The following is a 15,247-nucleotide window of genomic DNA, read 5'->3' as shown; positions in this document are numbered from 1 at the left end:
TCACAGGTAGCGGTAGACGTCCTCGGTCGACAGCCCGCGGCCGAGCATCAGCACCTGCACCCGGTACAGCAGCTGGGAGATCTCCTCGGCGAGGCGGTCATCGGACTCGTGCTCGGCGGCGATCCACACCTCGCCGGCTTCCTCGAGCACCTTCTTGCCCTGGGCGTGCACCCCGGCGTCGAGGGCGACGACGGTGCCGGACCCGTCGGGACGGGTACGCGCGCGCTCGGCAAGCTCCGCGAACAGCTCATCGAAGGTCTTCACGGTCCGGAATCCTTCCATCCCGGACCCCGCGGCGCCGCCCCGCCCCGCCGCGGGTGCCGCCCATCTCACACTGCCGTGGACGCCGGCTCCCACAGGCTGGGACTCAGCACGGGCCGGAACTCAGAACAGCACGCCCTGCTCGAAGTCCAGCAGGTACCGCTTGCGCTCGAGACCGCCGCCGTAGCCGGTGAGCGAGCCGGTCGAGCCGACCACGCGGTGGCACGGGACGATGATGCCGATCGGGTTCTTGCCGTTGGCCAGGCCCACGGCACGCGACGCCGCCGGGTTGCCCAGCCGGTCCGCCAGCTGCCCGTAGGAAATCGTCGTGCCGTACGGGATCTTGCGCAGCTCCGCCCAGACCAGCCGCTGGAACGGCGTGCCCACGAAGGCCAGCGGCACCTCGAACTCGTGGCGCTGCCCGGCGAAGTACTCCTTCAGCTCCGTTTCGGCGCGGTCGAAGACCTCCGCGCCGGGGTCGTGCGAGCCGAAGGTCAGCTCGTCCGGGCGGTGGCGCTGGTCGACCATGTAGAGGCCGCAGAGCGCGGCGTCCTCGGCGACCAGCGTCAACGGGCCGCACGGGCTGTCGACGACGGCGTGGGTGCGCATGGGTTCTCCTGTCGGTTTCATGCCGCGGGCATCCGGTTGATCGCGTGGTCTCCGGTGGCCCACAGGTGCTGGGTGGCGTAGGCGCGCCAGGGGCGCCAGGCCGCGGAGCGGGCGACGACGGCGGCTTGGCCGCCGAGGCCGAGGGTTTCCGCCGCGTACTTGATGCCGAGGTCGGTGGGGAGGAAGGCGTCCGGGTCGCCCAGCGCCCGCATCGCGATGCTTTCGACCGTCCACGGCCCGAAGCCGGGCAACGCGCCCAGCGCGGCCCGGGCCGCTTCCCAGTCGCTGCCCGCGCCGAGGTCCAGGCCGTCGGTCAGCGCCGAGACCAGCCCGAGCAGCGTGCGACGGCGGCTGCGCGGCATGGCCAGGGTTTCGGGGTCCAGCGAGGCGAGCGCCTCGGGCGAGGGGAACAGGTGGGTCAGGCCGCCTTCGGGGTCGTCGACCGGTTCGCCGTGCGCGACCACGAGCCGCGCCGCGTGGGTCCGCGCCGCCGCCGTCGAAACCTGCTGGCCCAGCACGGCCCGCACGGCGAACTCGGCGCCGTCGGCCGTGCGCGGGACCCGGCGGCCGGGGGCGGCGGCGACCAGCGGGGCGAGGAGCGGGTCGGTGGCGAGCTGGTCGTCGACGGCGACCGGGTCGGCGTCGAGGTCGAGCAGGCGGCGGCAGCGGCTGGTGGCGGCCGGGAGGTCCCGCAGGTCGGCCAGGGTGAGCCGGCAGGCGATGTGGCCGTCTTCGGGCCGCAGCGCGACGACGCCGTGGCCGTGCGGCAGCCGCAGCGTCCGCCGGTAGGCGCCGTCCCGCCACTCCTCCACGCCCGGCACGCCGGTCGCGACGAGGTGCCCGAAGAGGTTGTCCGGGCACAGCGGCTTCCGGTAGGGCAGCCGCAGGACCAGTGCCCCGGCCGCCGAGGGCCGGCCCTTCGCGCGCTGCCGCAGTTCGGTCGGCGAGAGGGCGAACACCTCGCGGACGGTGTCGTTGAACGTCCGGATGCTGCCGAACCCGGCGGCCAGGGCCAGCTCGGTCATCGGCAGCGCGGTCGTCTCGATCAGGGTGCGCGCCGTCTGCGCGCGCTGGGCGCGGGCCAGCGCCAGCGGTCCGGCGCCGAGTTCGGCGAACACCTGCCGTTCGACCTGCCGGACGCTGTAGCCGAGCCGGGCGGCGAGGCCGCTGACGCCTTCGGTGTCGACGACGCCGTCCGCGATCAGCCGCATCGTGCGCGCCACCAGGTCGGCGCGCTCGTTCCACAGCGGCGAGCCGGGACTGGCGTCCGGCCGGCAGCGCTTGCACGCCCGGAACCCGGCCTGCTGAGCGGCCGCGGCGCTCGGGTAGAAGCTCATGTTCTGCCGCTTGGGCGGCACGACCGGGCAGCTGGGCCGGCAGTAGATCCGGGTCGTCAGCACCGCGCAGTAGAACCACCCGTCGAACCGGGCGTCCTTCGCCTGCACGATCCGCACGCACTGCTCGAAGTCCTCATGCACCACGTCAGCATCGCGGACCCGGGCCACCCCGGGCTAGCGGAAAAGCGACATGGTCGTGGTCAGCCGAGCAGGGCCGCCAGCGCCGGTACGTCGATGCCCACCAGGGAGTCGCGGAACACGCGCCGCTCCCCCGCCTCGACCGGGACGTCGTTCGGGATCACCAGCACCGTGCAGCCCGCCGCGACCGCCGACGCCGTGCCCGGCGGCGAGTCCTCCACCGCGACGCAGCGCTCAGGCGACACCCCGAGCAGCTCGGCCGCCTTGACGTACGGGCGCGGGTGCGGCTTGTTCAGACCTTCGACCTCGTCGCCGCAGACGGTCACGTCGAAGAAGTCCCGCCCGATCGTGTTCAGCGCGAGTTCGGTCAGGTCGCGTTCGGTGGAGGTGACCAGTGCCGACCGCAACCCGGCTTCGCGCACCGCCGTCAGCGCTTCGCGGGCGCCGGGGCGCCACGGCAGCTCGTCGTCGAACAGCCCGGCCGTGCGACGGCGGATCTCCTCGCCGGTCGACGCGATCGCCTCGGGAGTGACCGGGAGGCCGACCACTTCGAGGAGGTACGCCGAGGTGTCATCCATATTGGACCCGACGAGCGTCATCCGCTGCTCTTCGGAGAGCTTGCCGCCGAGCCATTCCGCCGTCTCGTAGAGGGCGATGTCCCACAGCTTCTCGGAATCGACGAGCGTGCCGTCCATGTCCCACAGCACGGCGACGAGTCCGTCCACAGTGGATCTCCCTCAGGTGTTGAAGTACTTGGCTTCCGGGTGGTGGCAGACGATCGCGTCGGTCGACTGCTCGGGATGCAGCTGGTACTCCTCGGACAGCTTCACGCCGATCCGGCCCGGTTCGAGGAGGGCGACGATCTTCGCCCGGTCTTCGAGGTCGGGACAGGCGCCATAGCCCAGGGAGAACCTCGCCCCACGGTAGCCGAGCTTGAAGAAGTCCTCGACGTCGTCGGGGTCCTCTGAGGCGACCGCCACACCGCCGGGGAGGGTCAGCTCCTGGCGGATGCGGCAGTGCCAGTACTCGGCCAGTGCCTCGGTCAGCTGGACGCCGAGGCCGTGGACCTCCAGGTAGTCGCGGTAGGCGTCGGCCGCGAAGAGCTCGTTCGCGTAGTCGGCGATCGGCTGGCCCATGGTCACGACGGTGAACGGCACTACGTCCACTTCACCGGCTTCGCGTGGCCGGTAGAAGTCGGCCAGGCAGAGCCGCCGGTCGCGGCGCTGGCGCGGGAAGGTGAACCGCACTCGCTCCGGCGCGTCGAGGGACGGCTCGGTGAGCACGACGAGGTCGTCGCCCTCGGCGACGCACGGGAAGTAGCCGTAGACGACGGCCGCGTGGGCGAGGACGCCGTCGGCGGTCAGCCGGTCGAGCCAGTACCGCAGCCGCGGCCGGCCTTCGGACTCGACGAGTTCGTCGTACGTCGGCCCGGCGCCGCCGCGGGCGCCCTTGAGCCCCCACTGCCCCATGAAGGTCGCGCGCTCGTCGAGCAGGGCGGCGTAGTCGGCGAGCGCGACGCCCTTGACCACCCGCGAACCCCAGAACGGCGGGACCGGCAGCGGGACGTCGGTGGCGACGTCCGAGCGCGCGGGCGGCGGCCCTTCGAGGGCTTCCTCGTCGGCCTTGCGGGCTTTGCGCGCCTCGGCGATCCGCAGCGAACGTTCGCGGCGTTCCTTGCGCTCCTGACGCTTCTTCTCCGCGTCGGCGTCCACCAGCGGCGATTCCCCGCGCTTGGCGGCCATGATCGCGTCCATCAGCCGCAGGCCTTCGAAGGCGTCCCGCGCGTAGCGGACGTCGCCGAGGTACAGCTCGCTCAGGTCGTTCTCCACGTAGGACCGGGTCAGCGCCGCGCCGCCGAGCAGCACCGGCCAGCGCGCCCCGACGCCCCGGGAGTTCATCTCCTGGAGGTTCTCCTTCATGATCACCGTGGACTTCACCAGCAGCCCGGACATCCCGATGGCGTCGGCGCCGTGCTCGTCGGCCGCGTCGAGAATGGTCGTGATCGGCTGCTTGATGCCGAGGTTGACGACCTCGTAGCCGTTGTTGGAGAGGATGATGTCGACGAGGTTCTTGCCGATGTCGTGCACGTCGCCGCGCACGGTGGCGAGCACGATCCGGCCCTTGCCGGAGTCGTCGCCGGTCTCCATGTGCGGCTCGAGGTGGGCGACGGCTGCCTTCATCACCTCGGCGGACTGCAGCACGAACGGCAGCTGCATCTGCCCGGAGCCGAACAGCTCGCCGACGGTCTTCATGCCGGACAGCAGCGTGTCGTTGATGATCTGGAGGGCCGGCCGCTGCTCCAGGGCCGCGTCGAGGTCGTCGGTGAGGCCGGTGCGTTCGCCGTCGACGATCCGGCGTTCCAGGCGTTCGAACAGCGGCAGCGCGGCCAGCTCTTCGGCGCGCGACGCCTTCGACGACGCCGCGCTGACGCCCTCGAACAGGGCCATCAGCTCCTGCAGAGGGTCGTAGCCCTCGCGGCGGCGGTCGTAGACGAGGTCCAGGGCGACCGCGCGCCGGTCGTCCGGGATCCGCGCCATCGGGAGGATCTTCGACGCGTGCACGATGGCGGTGTCGAGCCCGGCTTGGACGCACTCGTGCAGGAACACCGAGTTGAGCACCTGCCGCGCGGCGGGGTTGAGGCCGAAGGAGATGTTGGACAGGCCGAGTGTGGTCTGCACCTCGGGGTGGCGGCGCTTGATCTCGCGGATGGCTTCGATCGTTTCGATGCCGTCGCGGCGCGACTCTTCCTGGCCGGTGGCGATGGTGAAGGTGAGCGCGTCGATGATGACGTCGGAGGTGCGCAGGCCCCACTTGCCGGTGATGTCCGCGATCAGCCGCGACGCGATGTCGGCCTTCTTCGCGGCGGTGCGCGCCTGGCCTTCTTCGTCGATGGTCAGGGCGACGACGGCGGCGCCGTATTCCCCGACCAGGTCCATGACCTGGGTGAAGCGGGATTCCGGGCCGTCGCCGTCCTCGTAGTTGACGGAGTTGACCGCGCACCGGCCGCCGAGCCGCTGCAGGCCCGCGCGCAGCACGGGCGCCTCGGTGGAGTCGAGCATGATCGGCAACGTCGAGGCGGTGGCCAGGCGCCCGGCGAGCTCGGCCATGTCCGCGGTGCCGTCGCGGCCGACGTAGTCGACGCACAGGTCGAGCAGGTGGGCGCCGTCGCGGGTCTGCTCGCGGGCGATCTCGACGCAGTCGTCCCAGCGGCCCTCCAGCATCGCGGTGCGGAAGGCCTTCGAGCCGTTGGCGTTGGTCCGCTCGCCGATCATCAGCACGCTGGCGTCCTGCTTGAACGGCACCGCCTGGTACAGCGACGACACGCCCGGCTCGGGCCGCGGCCGCCGCGGGACCGGCGCGGTGCCGGCGACCGCCGCGGCGAGCTGCCGGATGTGCTCGCCGGTCGTGCCGCAGCAGCCGCCCACCAGGCCGGCGCCGAACTCGCGCACGAACCCGGTCAGGGCCGCCACCAGCGCTTCCGGGCCGAGCGGGTAGACCGCGCCGTCCGGGCCCAGTTCCGGCAGGCCGGCGTTGGGCATCACCGACAGCGGCACCCGGGCGTGCTTGGCCAGCTGCCGCAGGTGCTCGCTCATCTCGGCGGGCCCGGTGGCGCAGTTGAGCCCGATGACGTCGATGCCGAGCGGCTCCAGGGCGGCCAGCGCGGCACCGACCTCGGTGCCGAGCAGCATCGTGCCGGTCGTTTCGACGGTGATCGAAACGAGGATCGGCACGGATCGGCCCTCGGCGGCCATCGCCCGCTTCGCGCCGATGACCGACGCCTTCGTCTGGAGGATGTCCTGGGTGGTCTCGACGATCACCGCGTCGGCGCCGCCGGCCAGCAGGCCCCGGACTTCCTCGCGGTAGGCGTCACGCAGCGTGGTGAACGGTGCGTGGCCGAGCGTCGGGAGCTTCGTGCCCGGCCCGATCGAGCCCAGCACGAACCGCGGGCGGTCCGGCGTCGCGAACTCGTCGGCGGTCTCGCGGGCCAATCGGGCGCCGGCCTCGGCGAGTTCGAAGATCCGCCCGGTGATGCCGTACTCGGCGAAGTTGGCGAAATTGGCCCCGAAAGTGTTCGTTTCGACGGCGTCCGCGCCCGCCTCCAGGTAGCCCCGGTGCACCGAGCGGACCACGTCCGGCCGGGTGACGTTGAGGATCTCGTTGCAGCCTTCGAGGCCGTCGAAGTCGGCCAGGCTGAGGTCGTGGGCCTGCAGGGCGGTGCCCATCGCGCCGTCCGCCACCAGAACGCGCGAGCGAAGGGCGTCGAGGAAGGGCGACGACAGGCGGTCGGACATGCTGAACAGGGTAAGGCCGGTGGTCGTAGGCTGGTCCGGTGAGTGAGCCCGTCGACGAGACCCCGCGGCCGCCCGGCGACCGCACCGAACCCACCCGGCCTTTGATGGTGGTCGCCTTCGAAGGCTGGAACGACGCAGGTGACGCGGCCAGCCGGGCGGTCGAGCACCTGCAGCTGAACTGGGACGCCACGCCGCTGGCCGAGCTGGAGCCCGACGACTACTACGACTTCCAGGTCAGCCGCCCGACCGTCCGGATGGTGGACGGCGTCACTCGACGGGTGGACTGGCCGACGACAACGCTGTCGGTGTGCCGCCCCGACGGGTTCGACCGCGACGTCGTCCTCGTGCAGGGTCCCGAGCCGAACATGCGCTGGCGCGCCTTCTGCGCCGAGCTGCTCGACCACATCAAGCAGCTGGACGTCGCGACGGTGGTGACGCTGGGCGCGCTGCTGGCCGACACCGCGCACACCCGGCCGGTCCCGGTGACCGGGACGGCCTACGACAAGGACACCGCGTCCCTGTACGGCCTCGACCTGAACAACTACCAAGGCCCGAGCGGCATCGTCGGCATCCTGCAGGACTACTGCGTGCAGGCGGGCATCCCGGCCGTCTCGATCTGGGCCGCGGTGCCGCACTACGTGTCGCACCCGCCGTCCCCCAAGGCGACGCTGGCGCTGCTGCACAAGCTGGAGGACATCCTCGACGTCGAGATCCCGCTGGGCGCGCTGCCGGAGCAGTCCGAGGAGTGGCAGCGCACGGTCAGCGAGATGGCCGACGAGGACGAAGAGATCAGCGAGTACGTCCGCAGCCTCGAAGAGCGCGGCGACGCGCAGAGCGAGGTCGCCGAGCAGGACGTCAGCGGCGACAAGATCGCCGCCGAGTTCGAGCGCTACCTGCGCCGCCGCGGCCGTGGCGGCGGGCAGGAAGGCTTCGGCCTGCGCTGAGTCACCACGCTTGAACGTCACCGCCAGCTGGTGGCGAACGCCCGCGCGGGGTTCGCCACCAGCATGGCCGTGACGACGTCGCCGCCGAGCCGCTCGGTCAGCCGCGGGGCCAGGGTCGTGAGCAGGTAGGACGCGCCCGGCTGGTCGCGGGCGGCGGCGGTGGTCGTGTCGCCGCCGAGCAGGAGCTGCCCGCCGTGGCCGGCCTCGACGAGCGCTTCGAGGCCGTCGAAGAGCCGCCAGTCGGTGGCGTGGTTGGCCCGCGACGGGCCGTCGAACCCGAGGAACACGCCGGTCCCGGCGATCTCCCGCTGCAGCCGCGGGTCCGGGTTCCGGTTGACGTGCCCGAGGATCACCTTGTCCGGCGGAACGTCCAGCTTCCCGCAGAGCAGTTCGACCGTCTCCAGGCCCGCCGTGCCGAGTTCGAGGTGCACGGCGATCGGCGCGCCGGTCTCCTGGTGGGCGACCGCGGCGGCGGTCATCGTCAGCCGGGCGTGGGAGTCGATCGTGTGGAACGCGCCGGCCACCTTGACCAGCCCGGCCCGCGGGCCGGTCCGCGGCTCGCCGGGCAGGTCGGCGGGCTGGGTCCCCTCGGTGAGGTCGGCGACGAACTCCTTGACCAGGCCGTCGATGACGCGGCCGAGGATCACCGGGGCGTAGTGCTCCACGCGGTGCAGGCCGGTGGCCGCGACCACGTGCACGCCGACCTCCTCCGACATCCAGGCGAGGTCGCGGGTGCGCCGGGTCAGGCCGTACGGCGTCCACTGGACGAGCGCCGCCCCGCCCCGCACCTTGAACTCGAGCAGCGCGTGGGCGGCGGCGGTCGGGTCGTCCAGCTCCTGGCCCGGCAGCAGCTTCGAGGCGAAGAAGAGGTGGTCGTGCGCGTCGGTCACGCCGAGTTCGGCCGGATCGATGTCGCCCAGCACCGTGCGGACCTTGAGTTCCCCAGTCACGAGCGCGAGTGTAACGTCTCAACCGTTACGATGGCGAGGTGTCCGAAGACTTCCGCCTCGACATGGGCGCCCCTTGGCTGAACCTGCTCGCCACCCGCGGCCGCCACTTCGGGTCCCAGCCGGTCGAGCGCCTGCCGGCCGTGGACCGGCTGCGCGACTGGCTGGCCCGCTCCGAGCTGACCCCGCTCGCGCCGGTCACGCACGCCGACCTGCGCGAGGCCCATCGGCTGCGCGAGGTCCTGCGCGAACTCGCCTTGGTCGCGGTCGGCGGAATTCCGCCGAAAGCCGGCCAGGTCAGCCCGCTGACGGCGTTCCTCACGACCGAGCCGGTGCACCTGGCCGCACTCGACCGGCTGCACCGCAGCGCCCCGCCGACCGCGCAGGCCGCCTTCGCACGGCTGGCGCACCAGGCCGCGGACTGGCTCACCGGCCCCTTGCGGCACGACTTGCGGGCCTGCCCCGAGCAGGACTGCCGCGGCGTGTTCGCCGACCCGGGCGGACGGCGGCGCTGGTGCCCGTCGCCGGCCTGCGCCAGCCGGGGCCGGGTCCGCGCGCTCAGGGAACGGCGGCGCGCGGAATCATGACGGCAAGAGGCGCCCGAGCCGTCAGCAGCGGCTCAGGCGGCGAGCTGGGCGTGTTCGGCCGTCCGCGGCCAACCGGATCGACGCCGGCAACTACGGCGCACCCCGCGGGATCAGGACGGCCAGAGGATCCGGCGCATCGGCACCGCACCCCGCGCCCGCTTCCGCCACTCGCGCGGGTAGCCCAGCGAGACCTCTTCGAACCGGACGCCGTCGGCCTCGGTGCTGCGCGGGATGTGCAGGTGGCCGTAGACGGCGATCTCCGCGCGGTAGCGGACGTGCCAGTCCTCGGTCTTCGTCGTGCCGCACCACATCGCGAACTCCGGCCAGTACAGCGGCGCCGTCGGGTGGCGGTGCAGCGGCCAGTGCGACATCAGGATCGTGCCGTGGTCGCCGGGGATCGTGTCGAGGCGCTCGGTGCTGATCTTCAGCCGGTCCTCGCACCACGCCTGGCGGCTGGGGTACGGGTCCGGGTGCAGGAAGTACTCGTCCGTGCAGACCACCCCGGCCTCGCGTGCCTGGCGCAGGGCCTCCTCCAGGGGCTTGCCCTCCGCGTCCGGGGTCCGCCAGCTGTAGTCGTAGAGCAGGAACAGCGGCGCGATCGTCAGCGGCCGCGGGCCGTGCCGCCAGACCGGGAACTCGTCCTCCGGCGTCAGCACGCCGATCTCGCGGCACCGTTCGACCAGGTGCTCGTACCGGGCCTGGCCCCGCAGCTGGCACTCGTCGTTCTTCGTCGTCCACAGTTCGTGGTTGCCCGGCACCCACACGACCTTCGCGAACCGGCTGCGCAGCGTCTTCAGCGTCCCGATGGTGACTTCGGCCAGCTCGGCGACGTCGCCGGCGACGAGCAGCCAGTCTTCGGGGGTTTCCGGCACGACCGAGTCGAGGATCGGGCCATTGCCCTCGTGGGTCACGTGGAGGTCGCTGGTGGCGAAGAGGTGCGGCACCCCTCCACCGTAGCCACCGCGGCCGGGAAATCCGCGCGAAACCGGTTGATCCCTTCGCGCTGGGCCGGGCTCAGGCGATCCGGCCTCGCCGTGACGGTGACCGTCCCGGTGCCTGCGTCGTGCAGGGCGAGGGGATCGGCGAGGGCCGGACGGTGACGGAGCGCGTCCAGCCCGGCCGCCGCACGGTCCTCTGACCAGCCCAACGCGGTGGCGAGCTCGGCCACGGTCAGCGGACGGCGGGCGTGCACCAGGGCGGCGACCACGGTCAAGGCGTCGTGGCCGGCGGCCTCCGCGACGGTGCTGCCGCCCATCTGCTCGCTGAGCTGCCCGAAGAACTGCCCCATCCGGGCGAGCCGGGCGCCGGCGGTCGTGTCCGGGCCGAAGAGCTCGCTGCCCTGGTGCGCGGCGGCGGCCAGCCGGCCGTGGGCGCCGGTGTCGGCCTGCCACGCCCGGAGCCACACGTCGTCGTCGACGCGGTAGCGCTCGCGCCGGCCGCCGGGGTCCGGCCGGCGCGCGACCAGCTCCATCGCTTCGAGGGCACCGATGGATTTCGACACCGAAGCCGGGCTGACCTGCAGCAGCCGCACCAGCTCGGCCGAGGTGAGGCCGCCGGCCTCGGCGGTGAGCAGGCAGGTGAACACCCGGGCGGTCATCCGCGGCAGGCCGGTGGCGGCCAGCAGGGCCGCGAACCCGTCCACGAAGCCGCGCACGACCTCGGCCGGCTCGCCGCCCGGCCGGCGCCGGCATCGCCGGGCGCGCTGGCCGGCGGCCTCCTGCGCGCGGGCGGGCCGGTACTCGCCCGACGTGCTGTTGCGGGCCACCTCCCGGCTGACGGTGGAGGTCGGGCGGCCGAGCCGCCGTCCGATTTCGGCGTACCCGAGCCCGTCGGCGAGCCAGCCCGCGATGTGGCGGCGGTCGTCGAGCGTCAGCCTGCCTCCGGGCACGGACTCCTCCTCGCGGTGCGTTCACGGACAATACAGTGCAACGACGGTTGCGTTCATGGACAGTCCGGTTGCAATGATTCGCTGGTTGAACCGGCATCTTCTTTGAACCGTGGCGAAACGCAACGTAGCTTTTCCGCATGACGAAAGCCAAGACACACGTTCTCGCCATCTCGGCCGTCTCGGACGGAAGCAAGTTCTGGACCGGCTTGAAGAAGGCCCACGGCCGGCTTCCGCCGGGCGCGGTGTGGCAGCTGGCGGTCGCGAGCACGGACGGCACCCGCGCGGTGAACGTCATCGCCCACGACTCCGCCGACGTCATCCGCGAGTTCTTCGAGACCCACGCCGGTGCGCACGCCACGACGGAGTGCTTCGAAGCGGACGCCGCGAACGCGGTGGGGCTCGCCCGATGACGATCCGGGACCGGGTGTCGGCGCTGCTGGCCGAGTACGGCATCCCGAGCGCCGCGGTCGGCGTGCTCCGCGACGGCGAGATCTCCGAGTTCGCCGTCGGCATCAAGGACGTCGAAACCGCCGAACCGGCGACGCCGGACACGGTCTACCAGTGCGGTTCGATGACGAAGACGTGGACCGCCCTGGCCTTCCTGCAGCTGGTCGACGAGGGCAAGGCCGATCTGGACGAGCCCGTGCGGACCTACCTCCCGGAGTTCAAGGTGGCCGATCCGGAAACGACCGCGAAGGTCACCGCGCGGCACCTGCTCAACCACACGAACGGCATCGAAGAAGCCTTCGGCGACCCCGGCGAAGGCGACGACATCCACGAGCGCATGGTCGCGAACATCGCCGACGCACCGCAGGTCTTCCCGCTGGGCCACACCCACGGCTACAGCGCGGCGCTCGGTTACGCGGTCCTCGCGCGGATCATGGAGGTCCTCGACGGCAAGCGCTGGGACGACGTCCTGCGGGACCGGCTCTTCACGCCTCTGGGCCTGACCGGCACGAACAGCCGCCGCGAGCAGGTGGACGAGACGCGGGCCGCGACCGGGCACCTCCTCCGTTCCCTGGCCGAGGGTCCCATCGTCACGCCGATGGCCTATCTGCCCCGGGAGTTCGGCCCCGGCGGGGGCATCACCTCGACGGTCCGCGACGTGCTGACGATGGCCCACGTCCTGCTCAACGCGGGCACCGCGCCGGACGGCAGGCGGATCGTGTCGGCCGCGAGCACCCGGGAGATGCTGCGATCGCGGGTGCCGGTCCCGGATCCCTATCTGTTCGGGCCGGAGTGGGCCCTTGGCCTGATCGTCTGCGACTGGCAAGGGGAAACCGTCTACGCCACCGACGGCAACACGATCGGCCAGAACGCCCGGCTGCGGATCCTGCCGGACTCGGACACCGCCGTGGCCGTGCTGACCAACGGTGGCCCGCGCGAAAGCTTCGCGCGCCAGGTGTTCACCGAGATCCTGGGCGACCTCGGCGCCGTCGTCCCGCCGGAACTACCGAAGCCGGACCGGGCCCTGCGGCTCGATCTGCCGAGGTACGAGGGGGTCTACGAGCGGCCCGGCGCCCGGTACGAGGTGTCCGCCGAGGGCGGCGTTCTGCACGTGACGCTGGACCTCGACCCGATGCGCGCGGAGTTCCTGGGCAAGCCCGCCCGCCTGACCGACGAGCTGCTTCCGGTGAGCCGGACGCACTTCCTGATGCCCTCGGCCGATCCCCTGGAGGACACCCGGACGGTGGCGATCTACGACTTCACCGAGGGGGCGGCCCGGTTCCTCCACACCAACTGCCGGGTCCACCCCCGGCGCGGGAGCAGCATCAGCAGCCCGGCGACGACGTAGACACCGGCCTGGACGTCCAGCAGCACCGCCGCCCCGGTCGTCGCCACCAGCGCCCCGGCGAGCAGCGCACCGACCGTCGTGAACGTCGCCATCGCGGCGAACGTCGTGCTCAGCACGCGCCCAGCCCGCTCGGGGGCGACCGCCCGCTGGACCTCAGAGAGCGTCCCGGCGCCGACGGCCACGCCCGGGGCCCCCGCCAGGGCGAACAGCCCGGCGTACACCCCCAGCGCCGTCGTCACCGGGGCCAGGTTCCAGATCACCGCGGACAGCAGGCCCAGCCCGAGCGCACCCCAGCCGAGCAGGGCGACCGGCGCGACCCGCCGGGCCACGGTGGCGACGGCGAACCCGGCGGCCAGCCCGCCGATCGCCTGCACCCCGCGCAGCAGGCCCGCGTCGGCTTCGCTGCCGCCCAGGACGTCCAGCACGTACACCACGAACAGCACCAGGAACATGCCCTGGGCCAAGGAGGTGAGCACGAGCGCGAGGCCGGGCCGCGCGAGCCGCCGGTTGTGCGTCAGTTCGCGCAGGCCGTCCAGCCAGGCCCGCACCACCGGTTCCCGCGGGGCCGCCGGCGCGGGCGCGGCGACCCGGCGGAACGGCTTGGCCAGCAGGGCCGCGGCGACCACGAGGACGGCCAGGTAGCCGGTGATGACGTCGGTGAGCCCGCCGAAGCCCAGCAGGGCACCGCCGGCCCAGCCGCCGGCCAGCCGGGCGACGCTGCCGTTCACGCTCATCAGCCCGTTCGCCGCGGTCACCTCCGCGACACCGACGAGCTCCGGCACCAGCGCGTTGCGCGCGGGTTCGAACACCGACGCGCACGCCGCCTGGGCGGCCATCACCGCGTACACCACGGTGACGCCGGGCTCGGCCAGGAGCGGAAGCGCCACGACGGCGAGCCCGCAGCAGACGCCGAACAGCACCGCGCGGCGGTTCCACCGGTCGGCGACGACGCCGGCCACCGGGCTCAGCAGCACCGTGGGCAGCAGGCCGAGCACGATGCTCAGCGCCGTCGTCGCGGCGGAGCCGGTGCGCTGGAAGACGTAGATCGGCAACGCCACCTGCAGCATCCACTCGGCCGTCTCGCCGAAGAACGCGGCCACCCACAGCCGCGCGAACGCCGGTACCCCCAGCAGCTGCTTCATTCCTCCGCCTTCCCCGAGTGTTCGATGCGCGGGAACGCCCGCAGGCCGACGTGCACCGAACGCGCACCGGCGGGTGCGTCGGTCCGGATCGCGCCGACGTACGGGCGGATCAGCGCGTCGATCGCTTCGGTCAGCCGCGTCAGCTCCGCCGGGGTGACGCGCAGCGCGTAGGTGCTCAGCCCGGTCGCCGCGCGCCAGGCCGGGTCGAGGTCCTCGAGGGAGTCCAGGTACCGCTGGGTCAGCTCCTGCTCGTGGCTCAGCGTCGCGCCGACCACCCCCAGCTGCGCGGCCCGGTGTGCCGGGTCGTCCGCGAGCGCCCCCATCTCCAGCCCGACCTGCCGGGCGCGCCACGGGCGTTCGCGGCCGTCCTCGGCGTCGGCCCGCTCGACCAGGCCGTACTGGGCGAGCTGCCGCAGGTGCCAGCTGCAGTTGGACGCCGTCGAGCCGACCGCCTCGGCGCACTCGCTCGCGGTGCGCGGGCCGACGGCGGTGAGGTGGTTCAGCAGCGCCGAGCGGAGCGGGTGCGCCAGCGCGCGCAGCAGCTCGACGTCTTCGATCCGCTTGCGCGGCGGCAGCTCGGCCATCGGCCGTCCTATCTGAAAGAAGCATTTCGAAAGTGTTCTTTCATAGTTGGTCCCGCCTGCGGGTTTGTCAACCGGCTCCGCTATCGTTCGCGACGCAGTGACTGCACGAAGCAGTGACTGCGTCGTGACCCGACCTTGGATGGACGTTGCCCGACCAGCGCGAACTCGCCACCGCCGCCGCTCTCGCCCTGCCCCGCTTCGTGGGCTCGACCGCGCTCTTCCACGCGGCGGTCGCCGAGCGGATGACCGTCACCCCGACCGAGCTGCACTGCCTGCACCTGCTCCACGGCCGGGTCAGCGACTCCCCGACCGAGCTCGCCCGGCTGCTGAGGATGAGCACGGGCGCGTTCACCCGGCTGCTCGACCGGATGGAACAGCACCGGCTCGCCGAGCGCGCCCCCGATCCCGCCGACCGGCGCCGGCTCGTCGTGCGGCCACTCCCCGACCGGATGGCCGAGCTCGCCGAGCTGTACGCGCCGATGGCCCGGTTCGTCGGCGAACGCCTCGCCCGCTTCGACCGCCGCCAGCTGACCGCGTTGCTGGAGTTCCTCACCGACGGCACCGCCGCGGCCGAACGGTTGACGACCGGACTACCGGGTGTGACCCAGGCCATAACCGGTTGACTAACTCTACTGCTGTTGCGTTAACCTGGTTCCACTATGAGGAACTGAACCGCGCCCATCCCGCCTGAGGCGGCACCGGTCGAGCCGACGCTCCCGCGTG

General features: G+C 72.5%; 15 protein-coding genes. 5 read left to right on the top strand and 10 right to left on the bottom strand.

The features are described 5' to 3' along the window. The 5 genes from AB0M30_RS17315 to metH form a co-directional block, all read right to left on the bottom strand. Positions 1–264: a phosphoribosyl-ATP diphosphatase gene (locus AB0M30_RS17315; protein ID WP_086681128.1), complete on the bottom strand. Its 264-nt coding sequence runs from the start codon at positions 262–264 to the stop codon at positions 1–3. Between the two features lie 120 nt (positions 265–384). Continuing rightward, entirely contained in the window at positions 385–870 is a 486-nt protein-coding gene (locus AB0M30_RS17310; protein WP_364585019.1) for a methylated-DNA--[protein]-cysteine S-methyltransferase, read from the bottom strand. Between the two features lie 17 nt (positions 871–887). Then, positions 888–2,348, bottom strand: a complete 1,461-nt coding sequence (locus AB0M30_RS17305; RefSeq protein ID WP_364585018.1) for an AlkA N-terminal domain-containing protein — start codon at positions 2,346–2,348, stop codon at positions 888–890. Positions 2,349–2,407: 59 nt separating this feature from the next. After that, a complete protein-coding gene (locus tag AB0M30_RS17300; protein ID WP_364585017.1) occupies positions 2,408–3,070 on the bottom strand; it encodes an HAD family phosphatase in 663 nt (220 codons plus the stop codon). A 12-nt stretch (positions 3,071–3,082) separates the two neighbouring features. After that, positions 3,083–6,637, bottom strand: a complete 3,555-nt coding sequence (gene metH, locus AB0M30_RS17295; protein ID WP_364585016.1) for a methionine synthase — start codon at positions 6,635–6,637, stop codon at positions 3,083–3,085. 38 nt (positions 6,638–6,675) lie between these two features. Here metH and AB0M30_RS17290 point away from each other — a divergent pair, with 38 nt between their 5' ends. Next, on the top strand, positions 6,676–7,581 hold the full coding sequence (locus tag AB0M30_RS17290; protein ID WP_103342666.1) for a PAC2 family protein: 906 nt from the start codon (positions 6,676–6,678) through the stop codon (positions 7,579–7,581). Between the two features lie 17 nt (positions 7,582–7,598). Here AB0M30_RS17290 and AB0M30_RS17285 read toward each other — a convergent pair whose 3' ends face one another. Beyond that, entirely contained in the window at positions 7,599–8,531 is a 933-nt protein-coding gene (locus AB0M30_RS17285; RefSeq protein ID WP_364585015.1) for a phosphotriesterase, read from the bottom strand. A gap of 38 nt (positions 8,532–8,569) precedes the next feature. Between AB0M30_RS17285 and AB0M30_RS17280 the strand changes: the two genes are divergently transcribed. Then, positions 8,570–9,115 (top strand): CGNR zinc finger domain-containing protein, encoded by a 546-nt coding sequence (locus AB0M30_RS17280; RefSeq protein WP_364585014.1) that lies wholly within the window; start codon positions 8,570–8,572, stop codon positions 9,113–9,115. A 110-nt stretch (positions 9,116–9,225) separates the two neighbouring features. Here the strand turns inward: AB0M30_RS17280 and AB0M30_RS17275 are convergent, their stop codons facing one another. Continuing rightward, entirely contained in the window at positions 9,226–10,059 is an 834-nt protein-coding gene (locus AB0M30_RS17275; protein ID WP_364585013.1) for a metallophosphoesterase, read from the bottom strand. After that, positions 10,023–11,003: a helix-turn-helix domain-containing protein gene (locus tag AB0M30_RS17270; RefSeq protein WP_364585012.1), complete on the bottom strand. Its 981-nt coding sequence runs from the start codon at positions 11,001–11,003 to the stop codon at positions 10,023–10,025. The genes AB0M30_RS17275 and AB0M30_RS17270 overlap by 37 nt, the downstream gene beginning before the upstream one ends. Positions 11,004–11,140: 137 nt before the next feature. Between AB0M30_RS17270 and AB0M30_RS17265 the strand changes: the two genes are divergently transcribed. Both AB0M30_RS17265 and AB0M30_RS17260 read left to right on the top strand, forming a co-directional pair. Continuing rightward, complete coding sequence (locus AB0M30_RS17265) at positions 11,141–11,413, top strand: hypothetical protein (protein ID WP_364585011.1); 273 nt, start codon at positions 11,141–11,143, stop codon at positions 11,411–11,413. Further along, on the top strand, positions 11,410–12,798 hold the full coding sequence (locus AB0M30_RS17260) for a serine hydrolase domain-containing protein (protein WP_364585010.1): 1,389 nt from the start codon (positions 11,410–11,412) through the stop codon (positions 12,796–12,798). Before AB0M30_RS17265 ends, AB0M30_RS17260 begins: the two co-directional genes overlap by 4 nt. Here the strand turns inward: AB0M30_RS17260 and AB0M30_RS17255 are convergent. Next, positions 12,702–13,940, bottom strand: coding sequence for an MFS transporter (locus AB0M30_RS17255; RefSeq protein WP_364585009.1), 1,239 nt, complete (start codon positions 13,938–13,940; stop codon positions 12,702–12,704). The genes AB0M30_RS17260 and AB0M30_RS17255 overlap by 97 nt on opposite strands. Beyond that, on the bottom strand, positions 13,937–14,524 hold the full coding sequence (locus tag AB0M30_RS17250) for a helix-turn-helix domain-containing protein (protein ID WP_364585008.1): 588 nt from the start codon (positions 14,522–14,524) through the stop codon (positions 13,937–13,939). Before AB0M30_RS17250 ends, AB0M30_RS17255 begins: the two co-directional genes overlap by 4 nt. A 146-nt stretch (positions 14,525–14,670) precedes the next feature. On the opposite strand from AB0M30_RS17250, the gene AB0M30_RS17245 reads away from it, so the two are divergent. Further along, the gene (locus tag AB0M30_RS17245) at positions 14,671–15,147 is read left to right on the top strand and encodes a MarR family transcriptional regulator (protein WP_364585007.1); all 477 of its coding nucleotides are present in this window, start codon (positions 14,671–14,673) and stop codon (positions 15,145–15,147) included. Positions 15,148–15,247: the final 100 nt, after the last annotated feature.

The organism is Amycolatopsis sp. NPDC051716, assembly GCF_040681595.1.
GTDB lineage: Bacteria > Actinomycetota > Actinomycetes > Mycobacteriales > Pseudonocardiaceae > Amycolatopsis.
This window is presented reverse-complemented; position numbering and strand designations above follow the sequence as displayed.